Genomic DNA, 20621 nt, shown 5'->3' on the forward strand with positions numbered 1-20621 from the left:
CGAGCATTCTTATTTACACTCCTGTTCTCAATGGTGTGTATGGTATTGCAAGCGCAAAGTTTGCAGGTCGAGGGGACTGTAATTTCAAAGTCTGATGGAGAGCCTATTATTGGAGCTACTGTACTGGAAAAGGGTACGACAAATGGTACGATTACTGATTTCGACGGAAAGTTTTCTTTATCGGTAAAGCAAGGTGCTGAAATCGCTATTTCTTATGTAGGTTTTAAAACTCAAACCTTAAAAGCCAGCAGTGTGATGAAAGTCGTGCTGGAAGAAGACGCTGAAATGTTGCAGGAAGTAGTGGTAACAGGTTATACCACCCAGCGTAAGGCTGATTTGACCGGTTCTGTGGCTGTGGTTTCTACTGATGCGTTGAAGACAGCTCCAGACCCAGACCCGATGAAAGCTTTGCAAGGAAAAGTGGCTGGTATGACAGTTACGACCAACGGTTCTCCGAGTGGTACAGCTACGGTACGTATTCGTGGTATCGGTTCTTTTAATTCTTCTCAGGATCCGCTTTATGTGATTGATGGTGTGCCTACCAACATGTCTCTGAATTCATTGAACGCCAATGATATTGAGAGTATGCAGGTGTTGAAGGATGCGGCTTCCGCTTCTATCTATGGTTCACGAGCTTCGAATGGTGTAATCATCATTACTACTAAGAAAGGTAAGAAGGCAGACAAGGTGAAAGTCGATTTCTCTGCCAACCTGACTGCTCAGTTCTATTCTTCTCAGTCATTGATGAATGTTTGTAATTCATCGGAATACGCTACAGCCATGGCACAGGCCGCATTGAATGACGGATTGGATCCGGTGGCGTATGCCAGCAATTATGGGTTGGACTTGAATGCTGCTTCTGGTACTCCGATTACGGTGTGGAATCCAAGTACCAGCCAGTATGTGAATTATACGGTCAACGGATTGTATGACGGATACATCAACAGCAAGAAGACGATGCGTTATTCTGATACAGACTGGTTGGATGAAATTTCAAGAGTTGGTTTTTCCCAGAATTATGACATTTCTCTTTCGCATGCGAATGACAAACATTCTACCATGTTCTCATTGGGTTACAAAAAGAACAACGGTATCTTGAAATATACGGATTTTGAGAATATCTCTGCCCGTATGAATTCTTCATACAATGTGAACAAGTATATTACTATCGGTGAAAACTTCACCGTGACTTATTCAAGCCAGGTGGATTGTGCCCCGATGGAAAATGCATTGAAGATGGCTCCAACCGTACCGATATATGAAGAAGATGGTACTACTTTTGCTGGTCCGGTGGGCGGTATGAGCGACCGTCAGAATCCGTTGCGTGAACTGTATCACAACAAAGACAATCATTTGGATTATTGGCGTTTGTTTGGTAACGGATATATCGATATCAAGCCTTTCAAAGGTTTTGTATTCCGTTCTAATTTCGGTATTGATACGTATAACTCGCTTATTAACTCGATGACGCATACTTACCATTCTGATATTGTCAACAATGACATCGCGAAGACTACATTGACAAATAAGAATGAAGTGAACTGGACATGGTCGAATACCATCACCTACAATTTCAATGTGGCAAAGAAACATAATTTCAATGTTTTGCTGGGATCTGAATTGTCAAAGCAGAGTTCACTTGAATTCGGCGCTTATTCAGAAGGCTATGCATTGGAAGATGTAGATTATATGTGGCCGAATGCTGCTACAGGTGTGATGAAGAATACAGGCGCGAAGGTGGGTTATCGTCTGGCTTCTTTCTTTGGTAAGATTGACTATAACTTTGATGATTTGGTTTTGGCTTCATTTACGATTCGTCAAGATGGTTCTTCTCGTTTTGGTAAAGGTCATCGCTGGGGTACTTTCCCGGCAGCTACATTGGGTTTGCGTGTGTCTAAATGGATCAAAGCAAGTTGGATGGATGACTGGAAAGTGAGATTGTCTTGGGGACAGACTGGTAACCAGGCAATTGATAACAATGCACAGTTTGGTCTGTATGTAGTGGATTACGGATTGGACCGTGTGACTTCTACCGCATACGACTTGTATCTTCAGGGTTCAGGTACTTTCCCTTCAGGATATCGTGCTACTCAGCTTGCCAATCCTAACTTGAAATGGGAATCGGCTACACAGTATAATGTAGGTACCGACTTTACGCTCTTGAACGGCAGTTTGTATGGTACAATCGATGGATATGTGAAGAATGTAGGTGACATGTTGATCAATCCGGCTTATCTGGGTGCCATTGGTGAAGGTGGTAATTCTTGGTTGAACGGTCCTTCTTTGCGCAACTGGGGTATGGAATTCAATGTAGGATACCGTAAGTCACTGGCTTGTGGACTGGGATTGGACATCAGTGCCAATGTAGACTTCTTCCGTAACAAGGTTACTTATCTGCCGTCGACTACTACCGGAGCTTATGCCCACACATCTAGAGAAAACCTGGTACAGTCTGGCATGCCTTATGGTTCTTCAGTAGGTTATATCGTAGAAGGCTTGTTTCAGACGCAGGAAGAAGTAGACAAATCCGGACAAGCTAATGCCCGTGTAGGTGGTTTGAAATATAAAGATGTAGATGGAAACGGCATCATTACTCAAGATGACCAGGAGTGGATTTATAATCCGGTTCCTGCTTTCTCTTATGGTTTGAATATCGCATTGAACTACAAGAACTTCGATTTGACTATGTTCTGGCAAGGTGTTTGCGACCAAGATGTGTACAACAACCAGAAAGCACAGACAGACTTCTGGAGCATTGTAGATGCTGGATCTAACAAAGGAACCCGTTTGCTGGGTGCTTGGAATACCAACAACACAAGTTCTACGATTCCGGCTTTGACGACCAATAACACCGCAGATGAAGGTAGAGCTTCCAGCTACTATGTAGAGAATGGATCGTATATGAAATTGCGTACCCTCCAATTTGGATACACAGTGCCTGCTTCTTTCTTGTCTAAGTTTAAGATGTCTAGTGCCAGAATCTACGTGTCAGGTCAAAACCTGCTGACTATCAAGAGCAAGAGTCTGACTTGTCCGGACCCGGAAAACCCGAACTGGAATTACCCGCTTGCAACTTCTGTATCATTTGGTTTACAAATTGGTTTCTAATTTAAAATAATGAATATGATGAAAAAATATATATTGCTGGCAGCTTGTGCACTGGGTTTGTCATTGAGTAGCTGTGAAGATTTCTTGAATTATACTCCGACGGCAGTGGTAGACGAAGATAAAGCCTTCTCTGATCCGGAGAAAATGGTAAATGCGGCTTACGCTATGTTGGGCGACTGTTGGTATACTTATCCGTTCAACTTGTTCCCTTATGGCGATGTGAGTTCGGACGACTGTCTGAAAGGTGGTTCAGGAACTACGGATACAGGTTATCATGCCTTTGATATATGGACTACGCTGACTCCCACTACTCCTGGTGAGATGGATGAATTGTGGTATCGTTTGTATGTAGCCATTTCTCGTTGCAACCGTGCATTGCTTGCGCTGGAACGCAATGGCGATCAGTTGGGTGAAGATGTGAAAACGCAGCGTGTAGCCGAAATGCGTTTTTTGCGTGGACATTTCTATTTTAAACTGCTGACGGTGTTCCGTCAGGTTCCTTGGATTGACGAACAAGTAGTGGAAGATAATTCGTATGAAAAGGTCAGCAATACAGCTTTGACTTATGAACAGCTTTTCCAGAAAGTGATTGATGATTTCCAGGCTGCTTATGACGTGTTGCCGGTGAAAGAACCGGGTGAAGACGGTCGGGCCAATAAGGTAGCGGCTGCGGCTTATCTGGCTAAGTGTTATCTGACTTTGGCTTGGGGAGACGGATACGAAGCTACTACCGGTGAAGGTCATATCAACTCTGAATACATGCAGAAGGTGATAGATTATACGGATGAGGTGAAGTCTTCTGACTATGGATATTTGGAAGATTATGGTGATATCTTCTTGCCCGCCTACAAGAACAGCAAGGAATCTGTTTTTGCCGTACAGTGTTCTGATTACGAAGACGACAACACCACTTACGGTCGTGCCAACTGGTCGAACATGCTGAATGGCTGCTGGCAGATGTGGTCTTGCGGATGGGATTTCCACAAACCTTCTCAGAATCTGGTGAACGCCTTCAAGACCAAGAACGGTCTTCCGATGTTTGATGACTATAATAATGAAATCGATTATCCGATTAACGGTCAGCCCACCAGTCAGAAATGGGATCCGCGTTTGTTCCACACTGTAGGTATGCCGACCTTCCCTTACAAGTATGAAGCTGAATATACGATGACTACTGCCAATTCACGTACGCCGAATACTTATGGATACTATACTTCTCTGAAAGAAGTTCCTCAACGTTCTGAGGGTGAGACTTACAATGGTTCATGGCAGGCTTTTGCAATGAATGATTACGTATTCCGCTATACGGACGTGATGCTGATGCGTGCGGAAGCGCTGATTGAATTGAACAGACTGAGCGAAGCAGAGGACATTGTGAATGATATCCGTAATCGTGCTGCACAGTCAGTCGACAAGCATATCAGTTATGCAAAAGACCAGTGTGAGATTGCTCTTTATCCGGACAATTATTTTTCAACCAAGGAAATTGCCCGTAAGTGTCTGCGTTGGGAACGTCGTCTGGAAATGGCCATGGAAAACGGACGGTTCTTTGACTTGCGTCGTTGGGGTATTGCCTCAGAAACACTGAATGCTTATTTTGAAAGTGAACAGAATGATGTATATGAGGGTCAGCCTTACGGACAGTATTACAAGGACGCTCATTTCACTCCTGAGAAGAACGAATTCTTCCCTGTTCCTTACAATCAGATGTTCTACATTCCTGGATTGTACACTCAGAATAAAGGATATGAATAAATTTAAAGTTGTTCTTCCTTTTCTTCTCCTGGCTGCAGAAGGGGAAAGGAAGGACAATTTAATTATTAAATAATATAACTTATGAACAAGTATGCATATACGATGAAAGTCGCTTTTCTGGGACTTTTTCTAGGATTGTCACCGATGGCGCAAGCTGATGCTGCCTGGACAGTCCGTCATCTGGTTAACGAGCAGAGTATCATTTCTTTGGAGGTGACCGAGAATTACTTGCTCCTTCCGATTCAGGACGATGCACCTGAAGGTAAGATTGGTGTGGTAAAGGATAACGAGTTGGAAGGTACTTTCATGAATGTCCGTCTGGCTCGTGAAAGAGTGGATTCATACGTTCCGTTTGCCTTGTCGGCTTACAAAGGTCAACATGTCTCTATTGATATTCAGGGCGTTCCTGAAAATGCACTCTGCTGGAAGGAACTGAAGACAGCTGAGACCTTTGATATGACAAACAAAGAGACCTTCCGTCCGGTTTATCATCATACACCGGCATACGGCTGGATGAACGACCCGAACGGTATGTTCTATAAAGATGGAGTTTATCATTTGTATTTCCAGTACAATCCTTATGGTTCGGTATGGGGTAACATGCACTGGGGACATTCCACGAGTACCGACTTGGCACATTGGAAATATGAAGGTTGTGCCATCGTGCCGGATGCATGGGGAGCTATTTTCAGTGGCTCGTGTGTGGTAGACCATGAGAATACAGCTGGTTTCGGAAAGGGAGCTGTGGTGGCTTTCTATACTTCTGCCAAGTCTACTCCGTGGGGCGATGTACAAGCCGAGAGTATGGCATATAGTCTGGATAATGGGAAGACTTTTACCAAATATGAAGGTAACCCGATTGTGACTTCTACAGAGAAAGACTTCCGTGACCCGAAAGTGTTCTGGTACGCACCGGGCAAACACTGGTGCATGATTCTGGCCGTAGGTCAGCACATGGAAATCTATTCTTCTTCTAACTTGAAGGAATGGAAGAAAGAGAGTGAGTTTGGTGCCATGCAAGGTGCGCATGGGGGCGTATGGGAATGTCCGGATATGGTAGAGATTCCGGTGGAAGGTACCCGTGAGAAAAAATGGGTGCTGATTTGCAACCTGAACCCGGGTGGTCCGTTCGGAGGCAGTGCCGCACAGTATTTTATCGGTTCATTTGATGGAAAGAAGTTTGTGAATGAATTCCCAACGCAGACTAAATGGTTGGATTGGGGCAAGGACAATTATGCCACTGTCACTTGGAACAATGCACCTGACGGCCGTTGTGTGGCATTGGGATGGATGAGCAACTGGCAGTATGCCAACAATGTGCCTACCCGCCAATATCGCAGTGCCAATACCATTGCGCGCGACTTGACGCTTTATCGTGAAGGTGGAGAATTGTATCTGAAAAGCACTCCTTCACCGGAGATAAAGAAGGCCCGTGGCGAAAAGGTTTCAGTGCCTGCGTTCAAGGTGGCAGGACAATACGAAGTGGCAAGCCTGTTGAAAGACAATGAAGGAGCCTATGAAATTGAAATGGTGATTCAGAATGCCGGTGCATCAAAGATTGCTTTCAGCCTCTTGAACGACAAGGGTGAAAAGGTTTCGATGTACTACGATGTGCCGCGCAAGCAGTTTGTGATGGATCGCAGCCAGAGTGGAAAAGTAGACTTTAGCAGTGACTTTCCGGCAGTGACGGTGGCCCCTGTAACCGCAGAAAAAGAGATGACATTGCGTCTGTTTGTAGACCGTTCAAGCATCGAGGCCTTTGGGGAAGAAGGAAAGTTTGCGATGACAAACCTGGTGTTCCCGTCCGCACCTTATCATAAGATGGTGTTTGAATCGGATAAGGACGGCTATAATGTGAAGGCCTTGCGGGTATATAAACTGAAGTAACAGGCTGTTTCTGTGTGGAAATAGCTTCTGGATGAGAATTTTCCTTGATGTGTAAAAATGTTTCATCCTGTTTCAATATTGTTTCATGAAACAATATTGTCACAGGATGTAACATTCCTTATCTCTCACTATGAGTCGATTGCCTATTTTTGCGGCAAACAAATAAAAACAACTTTCATGCTAACATGCTAATTAAAATGCTATGAAGGCCGAAAAAAAACAGTTTTCTAATCGTATGGGAGCTGCAGTGTTGCTGCTCGCTTTGGCTTGTGTGAACGGATATGCACAAGAGAACAAATCTTCAAATGACGGTAATTCTAAGGAAGAAGGAAACCGTAATGTGATGTTGAATGCTGCTAGTGCGAATGGACCTCGTGAAATCCAGATAGGTCTTCCCTCTGCGGATGTGAATGTGCTGGAAAATGGGATTCCGGTAACCTATGCTACCAATCCTCACAGTGTGAATTCTTTGTGGCGTGCAGATGCCAGTTTGAGTCATGTCGGGCTGCTGAAAATCTCAGAAACAGCCATTACGACAGGAAATATCGGTTATGCAGTCAACTCTTTTACCCAGTTGGGTGAAAAAGGTTTCAACGGAACCCTGAATTACAAGTCCAATCATTTTGGTATGCAGGAGATTTCATTGAACTTGAATGGAGAGATTGCAAAGGATTGGTTCTATAGTGGAAGTATTTATCAGGATTTCGACCCGGGAACATTTAAAATCAAATCGACTCCTTTCCAGGATCGTACACAGATTTACAAGTTTGCTTTGACAAAGCGTTACAATCAGAACCGTGGTGAGTTTACGGCTATGTATCATTACAGCAACAGCCATCCGGTATATATGTATGCTACCCAGTCGGCTCCGTTTGTGTATGTGGGCGATGGAAGTGTGAGAGAGTTGGGCGCTTTTGCGCTGGGTACAACGTCTTACCTCCCGGTGGACAATGAAATGATATACCGTGACATGCGGACAGGTGAACTGAAGAAAACCAATTTGTATGATGCGGTGCAGAACAAGGGTAGTGAAGTGACTTTGATGAACAATTATAACTGGGACAACGGCCTGTCGTGGAAGGTGATTATGAAATATGACCATGCAACCGGTTCTTGTGTGTACCAGACTCCGATGGAGCTTTCACAGCGTGCGAACAGCAACATCAATTATCAGTATGAGGGTGAAGACGGCCGTATGCAGGCTTACAACGGTGAATATGTGCAGAGCCGTATGTCTTGTCTGAACCGTGGATTCATTGATGAGTTTATGTTTACTACGGAGTTGTCTCGTAAGTTGTCGAACGGTACATGGCGCTTGGGATTGAACGAATGGTATTACGACATTGATTATGCTTCTAATACCACCATGTACGACCAGTCTGTACCGACCGATGGAAGTTATCCGGTTCGTCTGTACAATCCGGATTATGCGACTTCTACTTCTCGTTCGTATGATGGCAATGGATATTATTACGATTTTAACAAGAACGCATCAGAATATTATAAAGGTCATGAAAATAAACTGGCAGTGTATTTCACTCACGACTGGGATGTGACAGACAAGTTTAACCTTTACTATGGTGCGCGTCTGGAATATCAGGCACTTCGTGGAAACAATGCAGCAGTGAAAGATGCAAACGGTAATTTTGTAGGACGTTTTGCCGATTATCACTTGGGGGCTACAGCATCTAACGGAACAAAAATTGAACCTACTCCGATGGAATATGACTGGTTCAATTACGCTTTGAGTGCGGCTGCTACCTATAAGTTGACAAAAGAATTCGGATTTACCGGTGACTTCACTTATATTACCCAGCATCCGAAACTGGAAAACTTTGCTCCGGCTGTATTGCCGAACACTGATAAGATTTCTGTTCCTCTGGGACGTGCGGGTATCTATTATAACAATGAATGGTTGAGCTTGACTTCTTTGTTCTCTTACATTTCAAAGACCAACAACAACTCTACATTGAACTTGCAGCACAGTGTGAATGGAGTGAATGAAATCTTGGCAGCACCGTTGAACTACGATATCAAAACATTGGGATGGACCACCGACGTGGTAGCTCGTCCGTTCAAAGGATTTGATTTGCACTTCCTCTTCACTTATCAGAAACCGACTTACAAGAAGTATGAAACTTCTGTACAGTTCTCTGATGGTTACGTAGGTCAGATTAATGCTACGGGTAATATCGTAGCAGAAATTCCGCAGGTTATTGTGGAAATCGACCCGAGCTACATGATTACAAAGGATTTGAAAATCTGGACAAGTTTCCGTTACTTCAGCAAGACTTATGCCAACATCAACGATGCTTACTATTTCAACGGCCGTTGGGAAACTTTCGGAGGCTTGAACTGGCAGGTGAACAAGAAACTGTCATTGGGTTGCTCCGTAGTTAACTTCCTGAACCAGACGGGTGCCAAAGGTAGTATTGCCGGAGCCGAATTGGTAACGAAAGATGAGGCTGGAAAATATGCGAATACTGTAATGGCCGGAAGTTATATCCGCCCGTTCACGGTAGAGTTCTCTGCACAGGTAAAATTCTGACATTCATTTTTCTAATTATAAATGTCTCCGGCAGACCTTCGGGCTGCCGGAGTCTGAAAAGTTTTCAGTTTAGGTATTTCAATAATAAGAATATTTCGTATTTTTAATCCCAATAAAAACAACGTATCATGAAAAAGAATTTTGTTAACCTCACATTAGGTGCGTTTTTCTTGACTGGTATGTGGTCATGCCAATCACAAAAGACTGACCTTGTATTTGAGCATCAGGGAGACACTCTGACTATTGTACATATAAAGAATCCTTCAAAATATTTATTGCTTCCTATTCAAGAATCTTCCAATGAAGGAAAGGTGAAATTGGATACAGGTAGTCCTGCTGATACACCGATGGACGTCCGTCTGGCGGTAGACAGCGTGGAATATTATGTGCCGTTTGAATTGCCTGCAGGCGCAAAGGAAGCTACGGTGACAATTGGAAAAGTAGCAGCTAATGCAGTCTGCTGGGATCATATCCAGCTTTCGGATACCTTTAATACTGCAAATACTGATTATTACCGTCCAGTATATCATCATACTCCGCTTTACGGATGGATGAACGATGCCAACGGTCTGGTTTATAAAGATGGAGAGTATCATTTGTATTTCCAGTACAATCCTTATGGTTCCAAATGGGGAAATATGCATTGGGGACATTCTGTCAGCAAGGATTTGGTTCATTGGGATCACCTGAAACCGGCTATCGCACGCGACACACTGGGACATATTTTCTCAGGAAGTACGGTAGTTGATAAGAATAATAGCGCAGGCTACGGAAAAGATGCCATCATTGCTTTCTATACTTCTGCCAGTGACGAACACGGACAGATTCAGTGTATGGCTTACAGCAATGATAATGGACGCACTTATACAAAATACGAGAAGAATCCGATTCTGACTCCGTTTGACGGATTGAAAGACTTCCGTGATCCGAAGGTGTTCTGGTATGAACCGGCTCAGAAGTGGTACATGATTGTTTCTGCCGACAAGGAGATGCGTTTCTATTCTTCTTCTAATTTGAAGGACTGGGAGTATCAGAGTGGTTTTGGAAAAGGATATGGCGTACAGCCGAACCAGTTTGAATGTCCTGACTTTATCCAGTTGCCGGTGGATGGTGACAAGAACAAGATGAAGTGGGTGATGATTGTCAACATCAATCCGGGATGTATGTTCGGCGGTAGTGCTACAGAATATTTCGTCGGTGACTTTGATGGTAAAGAATTTAAATGTGATACCAAACCGGAAGTGACAAAATGGCTTGACTACGGAAAAGATCATTATGCAACTGTATGTTTCTCAAATACAGGCGACCGGGTGATTGCTGTGCCTTGGATGAGCAACTGGCAGTATGCCAATGCCACTCCTATCCGCCAGTATCGTGGTGCCAATGCGTTGCCTCGTGAACTATCGCTTTATACAAAGAACGGACAGATTTATATGGCGGCCAATGTGGTGAAGGAAACTGAAGCATTGCGTAAGGATACCCGCAAGGTGGACAACTTCACGGTAAAAGGTGAATATAAGATTGACGAAATTGTGCCGCAGACAGACGGGGCTTACGAACTGGAAATGGACGTGACTCCGGGTAAGGCACAGGTGGCAGGCTTTGAGTTGCTGAATGACAAAGGTGAGAAGGTGAAAATCTACCTGGATATGAAGGCTGGCAAGTTGGTGGCCGATCGTACAGAAAGCGGTATTGTGGATTTGACACGCTACGGAGAGGTAACCGTACATGAAAAAGAAACAGATGATCACCGCAAGACCATGTCAATCAATTATAAGAATGACTTTGCTTTGGGTACATGGGCTCCGCTTTCATTGTGTGAAGGTAAAACTTATCATCTGAATATTTTTGTAGATAAATGTTCTGTTGAAATCTTTGTAGACGGCGGACGCATTGCCATGACAAATTTGGTATTCCCTACCAAACCATACAACACACTGCGTTTCTACGGTGAAGGTGCTGACTACAAGGTAGAGAATATGAACATATATAAATTGGGGTTGTAAACGATTAAGAGAGACAGACATGACCATGAAAAACTTTATTGTGACGGCTTTGGGTGCACTAGTGGGGGTTCAGTATGCGGGGGCTGCCGAGAAGAAAATTATCCGCATTTCTACGGATAAGACGGACTTGGTACTCCAGGTGGCTGAAAACGGACGACTCTATCAGAGTTATCTGGGAGAGAAATTGTTGCACGAGGCTGACTTGGCGAATCTTGACTGGAGAGTACATCCTGCTTCGGATGCGAGTGTTTCTGCTCGTGGATGGGAGGTCTATTCCGGTTCGGGAAATGAGGATTTCTTTGAACCAGCGGTAGGCATTACCCATGCTGACGGGAATGCTTCCACGTGGCTATATTATGTGTCTTCTTCTTCCAAAAGTGTGGAAGGAGGTACGCAGACCGATATCTTGTTGCGCGATGACAAATATCCGGTAGACGTGACATTGCATTATGTAGCTTATGAGAAGGAAAATATCATCAAGACCTGGAGTGAAATAAAACATCAGGAAAAGAAACCGGTCCAGTTGTTCCGTTATGCTTCGACCATGTTGTATTTCAATAGTCCTTCTTATTATCTGACTGAGTTCAGTGGGGACTGGGCAAAGGAAGTACAGATGAATATCCAGAAACTGGAATTTGGAAAGAAAGTGATAGATACCAAATTGGGAAGCCGTGCTGCCATGCATGCACAACCTTTTTTCATGGTCGGTCTGAATGCTCCTGCCTCAGAAAATCAGGGAGAAGTCCTGATGGGTACATTGGGGTGGACAGGTAACTTCAGTTTTACATTTGAAGTGGATAACGTGGGAAACCTGCGTGTGATTCCAGCTGTTAATCCTTATGCTTCCAATTATGAGCTGGCGAAAGGAGAGGTATTCACTACTCCGGAGTTCATCTTTACCCTGAGTCATCAAGGTACGGGTGAAGGAAGCCGTAATTTCCAGGAGTGGGCTCGTAATTATCAGCTGAAGGACGGAAAAGGTTCTCGCCTGAGCTTATTGAACAACTGGGAAAATACGGGATTCGACTTCAATGAGGATATTCTGGTCGATTTGATTCGGGAAACGAAGGAACTCGGCGTGGATATGTTTCTGCTGGATGACGGATGGTTTGGAAACAAATACAAGCGTAGCGGGGATACCGCAGGACTGGGAGACTGGGAAACTACGGCTGACAAGCTTCCTGGTGGTATTAACGCGTTGGTGCAGGCTGCTCAGAAAGAAGGAGTGAAGTTTGGCCTTTGGATTGAACCGGAAATGGTCAATCCTCAAAGCGAATTGTTCGAAAAGCATCCCGATTGGGCAATCCATTATCCGAACCGTGACACTTATTATTACCGCAATCAGCTGGTGTTGGACTTGAGCAATCCGCAGGTGCAGGATTATGTGTACGGTGTTATCGACAACCTGTTGAAAGAGAATCCGGGTATTGCTTACTTTAAGTGGGATTGTAACAGTCCGATTACAAATATTTATTCTTCTTACTTGAAAACAAGACAGGGACGTCTTTATATTGATCATGTGAGAGGCGTCTACAATGTCATGAAACGGGTAAAGGAGAATTATCCGGATGTGCCGATGATGCTTTGTTCCGGTGGCGGTGCCCGCTGTGACTACGAAGCCTTGAAATATTTCACAGAGTTCTGGTGCAGTGATAATACTGATCCGGTGGAAAGAGCCTATATTCAATGGGGATTCTCCCAGTTCTTCCCGGCAAAGGCCATGTGTGCGCATGTTACTAGCTGGAACAAGAATGCTTCTATTAAGTTCCGTACGGATATGGCTTCCATGTGTAAATTGGGTTTTGATATTGGATTGAAAGACCTGAAAGCTGAGGAGCTGGAATATTGCCAGCTTGCTGTGGCCAACTGGAAACGTTTGCAGCCGGTGATATTGGACGGTGTACAATATCGTCTGGTGTCTCCGTATGAATCCAATCACATGGCCGTGAATTACGTTAGTCAGGATTGTTCGAAGGGCGTGGTATTTACCTATGACATTTACCCTCGTTTCCAAGAAAAACTGATGAAGCTGAAGGTGCGGGGACTGGATCCGAATAAAATGTATAAGGTGGAAGAAATCAATCTGATGCCGACGGAAGAATCTGAACTGAAGGAGCATGGAAAAGTCTTCTCTGGCGATTATCTGATGAAGGTGGGACTGGATGTCTTTGGTTTTCAGCCGACTCGAAGTCACGTAATAGAGTTGACTGCTGAATAATCTCTGCAAAAAGAGAAAAGAATGTAAACTAAAAAACGAACGAAAATGACAAATACTCAATTAAAATATGCGAAACTCTTCCCGGTGATGCTTTGTTTCTTTGCCATGGGATTTGTAGACCTGGTGGGAATCGCGTCCAATTATGTGAAGGAAGATTTGAACCTGAGTGATTCCGAAGCGAATATATTTCCTTCTTTGGTGTTTTTCTGGTTTCTGATATTTTCCGTACCTACGGGAATGTTGATGAACCGCATCGGGCGCAAAAAAACAGTCCTGTTAAGTTTGGTAGTCACCTTCTTCTCGCTGCTGCTTCCGATGTTTGGGGATAGCTACGGATTGATGCTTTGCGCTTTCTCCTTGTTGGGAATCGGAAATGCATTGATGCAGACTTCTCTGAATCCGTTGCTGAGTAATATTATCTCAGGCGATCGTTTGGCCAGTACGCTGACTTTTGGTCAGTTTGTGAAGGCCATCGCTTCTTTCCTGGCACCTTATTTGGCCATGTGGGGGGCTTTGCAAACCATTCCGACTTTTGGCTTGGGATGGAGAGTGCTGTTCCCGATTTACATGGTGGTAGCTATCTTTGCCATTCTGTTGCTTTCTGCTACTCCGATTACCGAGGAACAGCCGGATAAAGCTTCTGGTTTTACAGATTGTTTGAAACTATTGGGTAAACCGTTTATCCTGTTGTCTTTCTTGGGTATTATGTGCCATGTAGGGATTGACGTAGGTACGAACACTACGGCTCCTAAAATTCTGATGGAGCGTATTGGTATGACGCTGACGGAGGCTGGATTTGCGACGAGCCTGTATTTTATTTTCCGTACACTGGGATGTTTCTCCGGTGCCTTTATCCTGCGGGTCGTATCTTCCAAGGTCTTTTTCCTGATTAGTGTGATTTGTATGATGCTGGCCATGATTGGGCTTTTCGCCTTCGATTCACGCATGATTATTTATATATGTATTGCTTTGATTGGTTTTGGAAATTCCAATGTCTTTTCCATTATCTTTTCACAAGCGCTGTTGGCTATGCCGGATAAAAAGAATGAAGTGTCAGGTCTGATGATTATGGGACTTTTCGGCGGTACTATCTTTCCGCTTCTGATGGGAATTGCCAGTGATGCGGTTGGACAGACTGGAGCTGTGGCAGTCATGACTGCTGGTGTGATTTATTTACTTTTTTATACATTGAAAATTAAACATTAAATAATAAGACTATGAATAATACAATTGTCGTAGGTATAGGAGAAGCACTGTGGGACGTGCTGCCTGAAGGAAAGAAAATTGGAGGGGCTCCAGCAAATTTTGCATATCATGTATCACAGTTCGGACTTGACGGACGTGCGGTAAGTGCGGTAGGAGAAGACAAGTTGGGAACTGAAATTCTGGAAAACTTTTATGAAAAGAATCTGCATTGTATGATTGAGCGTGTACCGTATCCGACAGGAACTGTACAGGTGGAATTAGATGCGGAAGGAGTTCCTTGCTATGATATCAAAGAAGGAGTGGCATGGGATAATATCCCGTATACGATGGCTTTGGAAGGTTTAGCCAAGCAAACTACAGCGGTTTGTTTCGGTTCACTGGCTCAGCGTAGTGTGGTTTCCCGCGAAACAATCAATAAATTCTTGGATGCCATGCCGAAGGAGGGTACTCTGAAAGTTTTTGATATTAATCTCCGTCAAGGTTTCTATACAAAAGAAGTGCTTTGTAATTCTTTTAGAAAATGCAACGTACTGAAGATAAATGATGAAGAGTTGGTTACGGTCAGCCGTATGTTTGGCTATCCGGGCATTGATTTGCAGGATAAATGTTGGATCTTGCTGGCAAAATATAATCTGAAAATGTTGATTCTGACTTGTGGAGTAAATGGAAGTTATGTGTTTACTCCTGGAAATGTGTCTTTTGTAGAGACTCCTAAAGTAGAAGTGGCAGATACGGTAGGGGCAGGGGATTCATTCACTGCTACGTTTGTGGCTTCCATTTTGAAAGGAAAAACAGTACGTGAAGCACACGAATTGGCTGTAGAGGTTTCAGCTTTTGTATGTACTCAGAATGGAGCTATGCCAGAGTTTCCTTTATATTTAAGAAACAAGATGTAAAATAATAAGGTTTATAAGTTTGTATTTTTAGTTTAGGTTAGATTTGAAGAGTATGCGGTTTTGGCTGTGACGGCTGGAACCGCATTTATTGTTTAAAATGCAGAAAAAACACTTTCTGATAAGTGCCCTTTTCGAGCTTTGATGTATCTTTGTAAGGTTAACTTAATATGAATTGCATGAAACATCGATGGCATAGATACCTTTTATTGTTTTTTCTTGTTAGTTTGTCAATAGCTTGTAACAGAAAAAAGCCTGAGTATATTATTGGAGTTTCGCAATGTAGCAATGATGAATGGCGTGTGCAGATGAACAAAGAAATTCTGCGCGAGGCTCTTTTTTATCCAGAAGTGAAAGTTGATATTCGGCAGGCTCAAGACGACAATCAGCGGCAGATAAATGACATTAAAGAGTTCATCCACCAAAAAGTGAGCCTGATAATTGTTGCTCCTAATGAGGCAGGAGCGATAGCGCCGGTACTGGAAGAAGCATACGAGGCTGGTATTCCCGTAGTACTGGTTGACCGGAAAATTCATTCTGACAAATATACAGCTTATGTAGGGGCAGATAATTATGAGGTCGGGAAAAAGGTCGGTGAATATATTATCAATGTGTTGCATGGGAATGGAAAAATTGTAGAGATAACAGGGCTGAAGGCATCGACTCCGGCTGTGGAACGGCATCGGGGAATGATGGATGCTTTGAAGGCCGCACCGGGCATAAATGTGGTGGCTTCTGCGGATGCCGGTTGGTTTAAGGAGAGAGCCCGTATGGTGGTGGATACTATTTTAAAGAAACATGACCGAATTGATTTGATTTTTGCTCAAAATGACCGAATGGCCATGGGCGCCTATCAGGAAGCTTTTCGTCAGGGGCGTGAGAAAGATATTTTATTCATTGGAGTCGATGCCGTAGCCGGAAAGGGATATGGGGTAGAGAGTGTGGCTAAAGGAGAATTGAATGCTACTTTTATTTATCCTACAGGTGGTGACAAGGTGATGCAGGTGGCAATGTCCATATTGAAAGGGAAGAAATATGCACGAGAAAATTATCTATCTACGGCTGCAGTGAACAGGGACAATGCGCGAATTATGCAGATGCAGACAGAACATATTTTTTCGCTGGACCACAAGATTGAATTACTTCATAATCGGTTGGATGATTATTTTCTCCGTTATTCTGCGCAGAAAATGTTTTTATATGCTTGTGTAGTAATATTAGTTCTGGTAGGGTTCTTGTTGTTTTTCCTGGTACGGGCTTTTTGGATGAAGAATCGGTTGAATACAGAATTATCTGCACAGAAAAAGCAGTTGGAACAACAACGTGATCAGTTGCAGGAACAGCGTGATCAGTTGATTGTGTTGTCTCGTCAACTGGAAGAGGCCACACATGCCAAACTGGCTTTTTTTACCAGTGTATCACATGATTTTCGTACTCCGTTGACATTGATAGCCGACCCGGTAAACCAGTTGTTGGAAGAGAAGCATTTGGGTGAACGTGAGAGAGAAATGCTGGAGATTGTCGGTCGGAATGTGTCTATTTTGTTGAGATTGATTACACAGATTCTTGATTTTCAGAAATATGAGTGTGGAAAGTTGGTTTTGTGCCTTTCTGAATTTAATGTGTTTGAGGGAATCAAGGAATGGACAAAAGCTTTTCATGTATTGGCATCCAGAAGACATATCCATTTTGCTGTGACGGCAGAAGGGAATGAGGCGGATTACGTGATGATTGCTGATGCAGAAAAGATGGAGCGCATTACTTATAATTTATTGTCTAATGCATTTAAGTTTACTCCGGAAAAAGGGGAGATAAAGATTGAGCTGTCGCGTAGGAAGCAGGAACAGGAGAATCTTTTGTGTTTAAAGGTTAGTGATACAGGTATTGGCATGTCGGAAGAGCATGCTCGTCATGTGTTTGAGCGTTTCTATCAGATTGATATGCAGCACACTGGCTCAGGAATAGGGCTGGCATTGGTGGAAGCTTTTGTACATTTACACCACGGGCAGGTGAAAATTGAAACCGCGGAAGGAAAAGGAACCTGTTTTTTGATAGAACTTCCCATGAAACAGGAAGGAGAGGTGAAAAAAATGACAGAGAAAAATGAAGTTTTGAAAAACTTGCAGGAAGGAGCAGTATTGGATGCAGGAACAGAAACATTGCGTCAGTTGCCCAAACAGATAGAGACGGATAAAGGCAATGAGAAAGAAGTGGTATTGGTGATTGATGACAATCAGGATGTCAGGAATTATGTCAAAATGCTGTTGCAGGATAAATATACAGTTCTGGAGGCTGTCAACGGACAAGAAGGAATCAGGCAGGCGATGAAATATGTGCCGGATATTATCATCTGCGATGTCATGATGCCTGTGATGGATGGTATCGAATGCTGCCGTCGATTAAAAAGCGAACTGCAGACTTCCCATATTCCTGTAATGATGCTGACAGCTTATACCATGGATGAACAACGAATCCAGGGCTATGATTCGGGAGCGGATGCCTATTTGGCAAAGCCTTTTAGTGCTAAATTGTTGTTGACGCGTATCCGAAATTTAATAGACAACCGTAAACGTTTGAAATTGATGACCGACTCGATGGCTTCCATGCAAAAGCAATCTTTGGGAGAGGTCGATAAGGGGTTTATAGAAAAGCTGAAGGCATTGATTGACGAGAAAATGGGTGATTCAACTTTAAGCGTGGAAGATTTGGGAGCGGATTTAGGCTTAGGACGCGTACAGTTATATCGTAAGACGAAGGCTTTGACGGGTTACTCGCCTAATGAATTGTTGCGTATTGCCCGTCTGAAAAAAGCAGCTTCATTACTGGCTTCTTCGGAAAAAACAGTGGCGGAGATAACGTATGAAGTAGGTTTCAGTTCTCCTTCTTACTTTACCCGATGTTACAAAGATTATTTTGGAGAAAGTCCCACTGATTTCTTAAAAAGACGGAATGGAAAAGGGTGAGAGAAAAAATATTCTTTTCTAGCTAAAAGAAATAGTTGTATATTTGGGCACTTTTTGAAACAGTAAGGTATGAAACGGATTTTGTTATTGTTATTTGTGGTGAGTATATGGGGCAGCGGGCGTGCTCAGGATTTGAAAACTTTATTTGTGGCTATGCCCGACTCTTTGTCTCCTTTCCTGACGGAGGTCAATAAGGCTGATTTTGGAGATTTCTTGGAGAGCGGTATGAAAGCTGAAGTGAAGAATCGTTTCGGAAATATATCAGAAATGACAACGTTAACTGCTGATTATTTGTTTTTGAAGAGTACTTCGGCAAGCACATTGGAACTGAAGTTACTTCCGTTGAATGACTCTGTGAAAGTGATTTGTGCAGTATCCACCTATTTTGCTCCGGCAGGAGATAGCCGGATTGCATTTTATGATACCAACTGGAAAGAATTGCCTTGTCGTAATTTTATACAATTGCCTCAAGAAGGCGATTTTTATGTAGTGCCACAGTCTGATATTCAGGCGGATTCATTGAAAAATTTGCGGGCCTATGCAGATATGTTTTTATGGAAGGCCAACCTGTCAGCCGAACAGTCTGTCATTTCGTTTACGTATACTACTCCTGATTATTTGGATAACGAAACGGCTGGTAAACTGAAACATTATTTAATCTCAGTTCCGTTGTGTTACGAGTGGAAAGAGGGAAAATTTGAAATGTGTAAAAAAACGAATGTTCCGTTGAAATAGATTTTTTCATGTTTTGTTTCGTATAAGCTTGTGTTGTAAAACATCTATTGCGGTGCTTCTGTATGAAAATACATAAAAAATAGTTAACCACACAACCTAATATGACGAAAAAAAATTATCTTTGGAACGTTGTTTTTAAAAAGTAACGCGTATTTTCTTGAAAATTACAAGAAAAAATGCACTCTGAACGTTGAATTGTTTTTAACCAGTAGTGGTATTCTGATTAGAGGTCGGGCTGGAATAATTCACATCACGAAGGCCAACCGACGGATACTAGCTGAAAAATATAGAATGGAATGATTTTAAAATGTATTAGAACAGTAGCGGTAGCAGCCTTGGCGCTAGTTAGTGTAAATGTCTCAGGACAAGATCTTCTCGCTCGTCAGGCTCCTATCGATAGAAAATTGAAAGCAGTTGATTCATTGGCCTTGATTCGTCAGATTAAAGCAGAACAGGCTGTGTATCCTGCCTATAGTCTTTATCCTAATTGGAACAATGATCGTGTTCATGCGTACGGTGGTACACAAGTTCCAGATAGTTTCCGAATTGATCTTACCGGTTTTTGCATGCCGACAACTCATACAATCATTACTTCCAAATGCGGTCCTCGCTGGCGGCGTATGCACAACGGATTGGACATTAAAGTCTACATTGGCGATACCATCCGTGCTGCATTCGACGGACGTGTTCGTATGGTAAAATACGAACGTAGAGGATACGGTAAATATGTGGTGATTCGTCATGACAATGGCTTGGAAACAATTTATGGTCACTTGTCTAAACAGATTGTAGCTGAAGATCAATATGTGAAGGCTGGCGATCCGATTGGTTTGGGTGGAAATACCGGTCGTTCTACAGGGTCTCATCTTCATTTTGAAACCCGTTTCTTGGGGGAGGTAATCAATCCGGAATTCATGTTTGATTTTCCTAATCAGGATATTGTAGCAGACAGCTATTTGTTTGTGCGGGGAGCCAACCGGTATTCCTATCAGCGTACAAAAGCTTTGGCGGCTGTGAAATCGGGTAAATCGGGAGCTGAAGAAGCAGAGAAATCAGCCATCCGTTATCATAAGATTCGTAAGGGTGATACATTGGGACGTATATCTCGTTTGTATCATGTATCTATTGACCGTTTGTGTCAGATTAACGGTATCAAACGGACTACTACGTTGCGTATCGGACAAGTGTTGAGATGTTCATAAAAGGAAATCCTGAATTTTCAATAATAACCATTTCAGACAGACGTGTATTTCCGGCTGTCTGAAATGGTTTTTTTATGCCCTTTATTGTTTGTGGCTCTGT

General features: G+C 43.2%; 11 protein-coding genes. All 11 read left to right on the forward strand.

Annotated elements, in window-relative coordinates; translation table 11 throughout:
• The first annotated feature begins 39 nt into the window (after positions 1 to 39).
• Complete coding sequence (locus tag OCV81_RS10565; protein ID WP_394802536.1) at positions 40 to 3108, forward strand: SusC/RagA family TonB-linked outer membrane protein; 3069 nt, start codon at positions 40 to 42, stop codon at positions 3106 to 3108.
• Between the two features lie 15 nt (positions 3109 to 3123).
• Positions 3124 to 4863, forward strand: coding sequence for a RagB/SusD family nutrient uptake outer membrane protein (locus OCV81_RS10570; protein WP_148329981.1), 1740 nt, complete (start codon positions 3124 to 3126; stop codon positions 4861 to 4863).
• Between the two features lie 81 nt (positions 4864 to 4944).
• Complete coding sequence (locus tag OCV81_RS10575) at positions 4945 to 6750, forward strand: DUF4980 domain-containing protein (protein WP_148329982.1); 1806 nt, start codon at positions 4945 to 4947, stop codon at positions 6748 to 6750.
• A 202-nt stretch (positions 6751 to 6952) separates the two neighbouring features.
• Positions 6953 to 9298, forward strand: a complete 2346-nt coding sequence (locus tag OCV81_RS10580) for a TonB-dependent receptor (RefSeq protein ID WP_148329983.1) — start codon at positions 6953 to 6955, stop codon at positions 9296 to 9298.
• Between the two features lie 128 nt (positions 9299 to 9426).
• Complete coding sequence (locus OCV81_RS10585) at positions 9427 to 11304, forward strand: GH32 C-terminal domain-containing protein (RefSeq protein ID WP_148329984.1); 1878 nt, start codon at positions 9427 to 9429, stop codon at positions 11302 to 11304.
• A gap of 25 nt (positions 11305 to 11329) precedes the next feature.
• Positions 11330 to 13522: an alpha-galactosidase gene (locus OCV81_RS10590; RefSeq protein ID WP_148329985.1), complete on the forward strand. Its 2193-nt coding sequence runs from the start codon at positions 11330 to 11332 to the stop codon at positions 13520 to 13522.
• Positions 13523 to 13567: 45 nt separating this feature from the next.
• Positions 13568 to 14728: an MFS transporter gene (locus tag OCV81_RS10595; RefSeq protein WP_148329986.1), complete on the forward strand. Its 1161-nt coding sequence runs from the start codon at positions 13568 to 13570 to the stop codon at positions 14726 to 14728.
• Positions 14729 to 14739: 11 nt separating this feature from the next.
• Positions 14740 to 15624, forward strand: coding sequence for a carbohydrate kinase family protein (locus OCV81_RS10600; protein ID WP_148329987.1), 885 nt, complete (start codon positions 14740 to 14742; stop codon positions 15622 to 15624).
• Between the two features lie 176 nt (positions 15625 to 15800).
• Positions 15801 to 18584: a hybrid sensor histidine kinase/response regulator transcription factor gene (locus OCV81_RS10605; RefSeq protein ID WP_148329988.1), complete on the forward strand. Its 2784-nt coding sequence runs from the start codon at positions 15801 to 15803 to the stop codon at positions 18582 to 18584.
• 69 nt (positions 18585 to 18653) lie between these two features.
• Entirely contained in the window at positions 18654 to 19319 is a 666-nt protein-coding gene (locus tag OCV81_RS10610; RefSeq protein WP_148329989.1) for a DUF3256 family protein, read from the forward strand.
• Between the two features lie 296 nt (positions 19320 to 19615).
• Complete coding sequence (locus tag OCV81_RS10615) at positions 19616 to 20521, forward strand: peptidoglycan DD-metalloendopeptidase family protein (RefSeq protein ID WP_148329990.1); 906 nt, start codon at positions 19616 to 19618, stop codon at positions 20519 to 20521.
• Positions 20522 to 20621 lie beyond the last annotated feature (100 nt).

The sequence above is a fragment of the Phocaeicola fibrisolvens genome, from assembly GCF_025567125.1.
In the GTDB taxonomy this organism is placed as follows: Bacteria; Bacteroidota; Bacteroidia; order Bacteroidales; family Bacteroidaceae; genus Phocaeicola; species Phocaeicola fibrisolvens.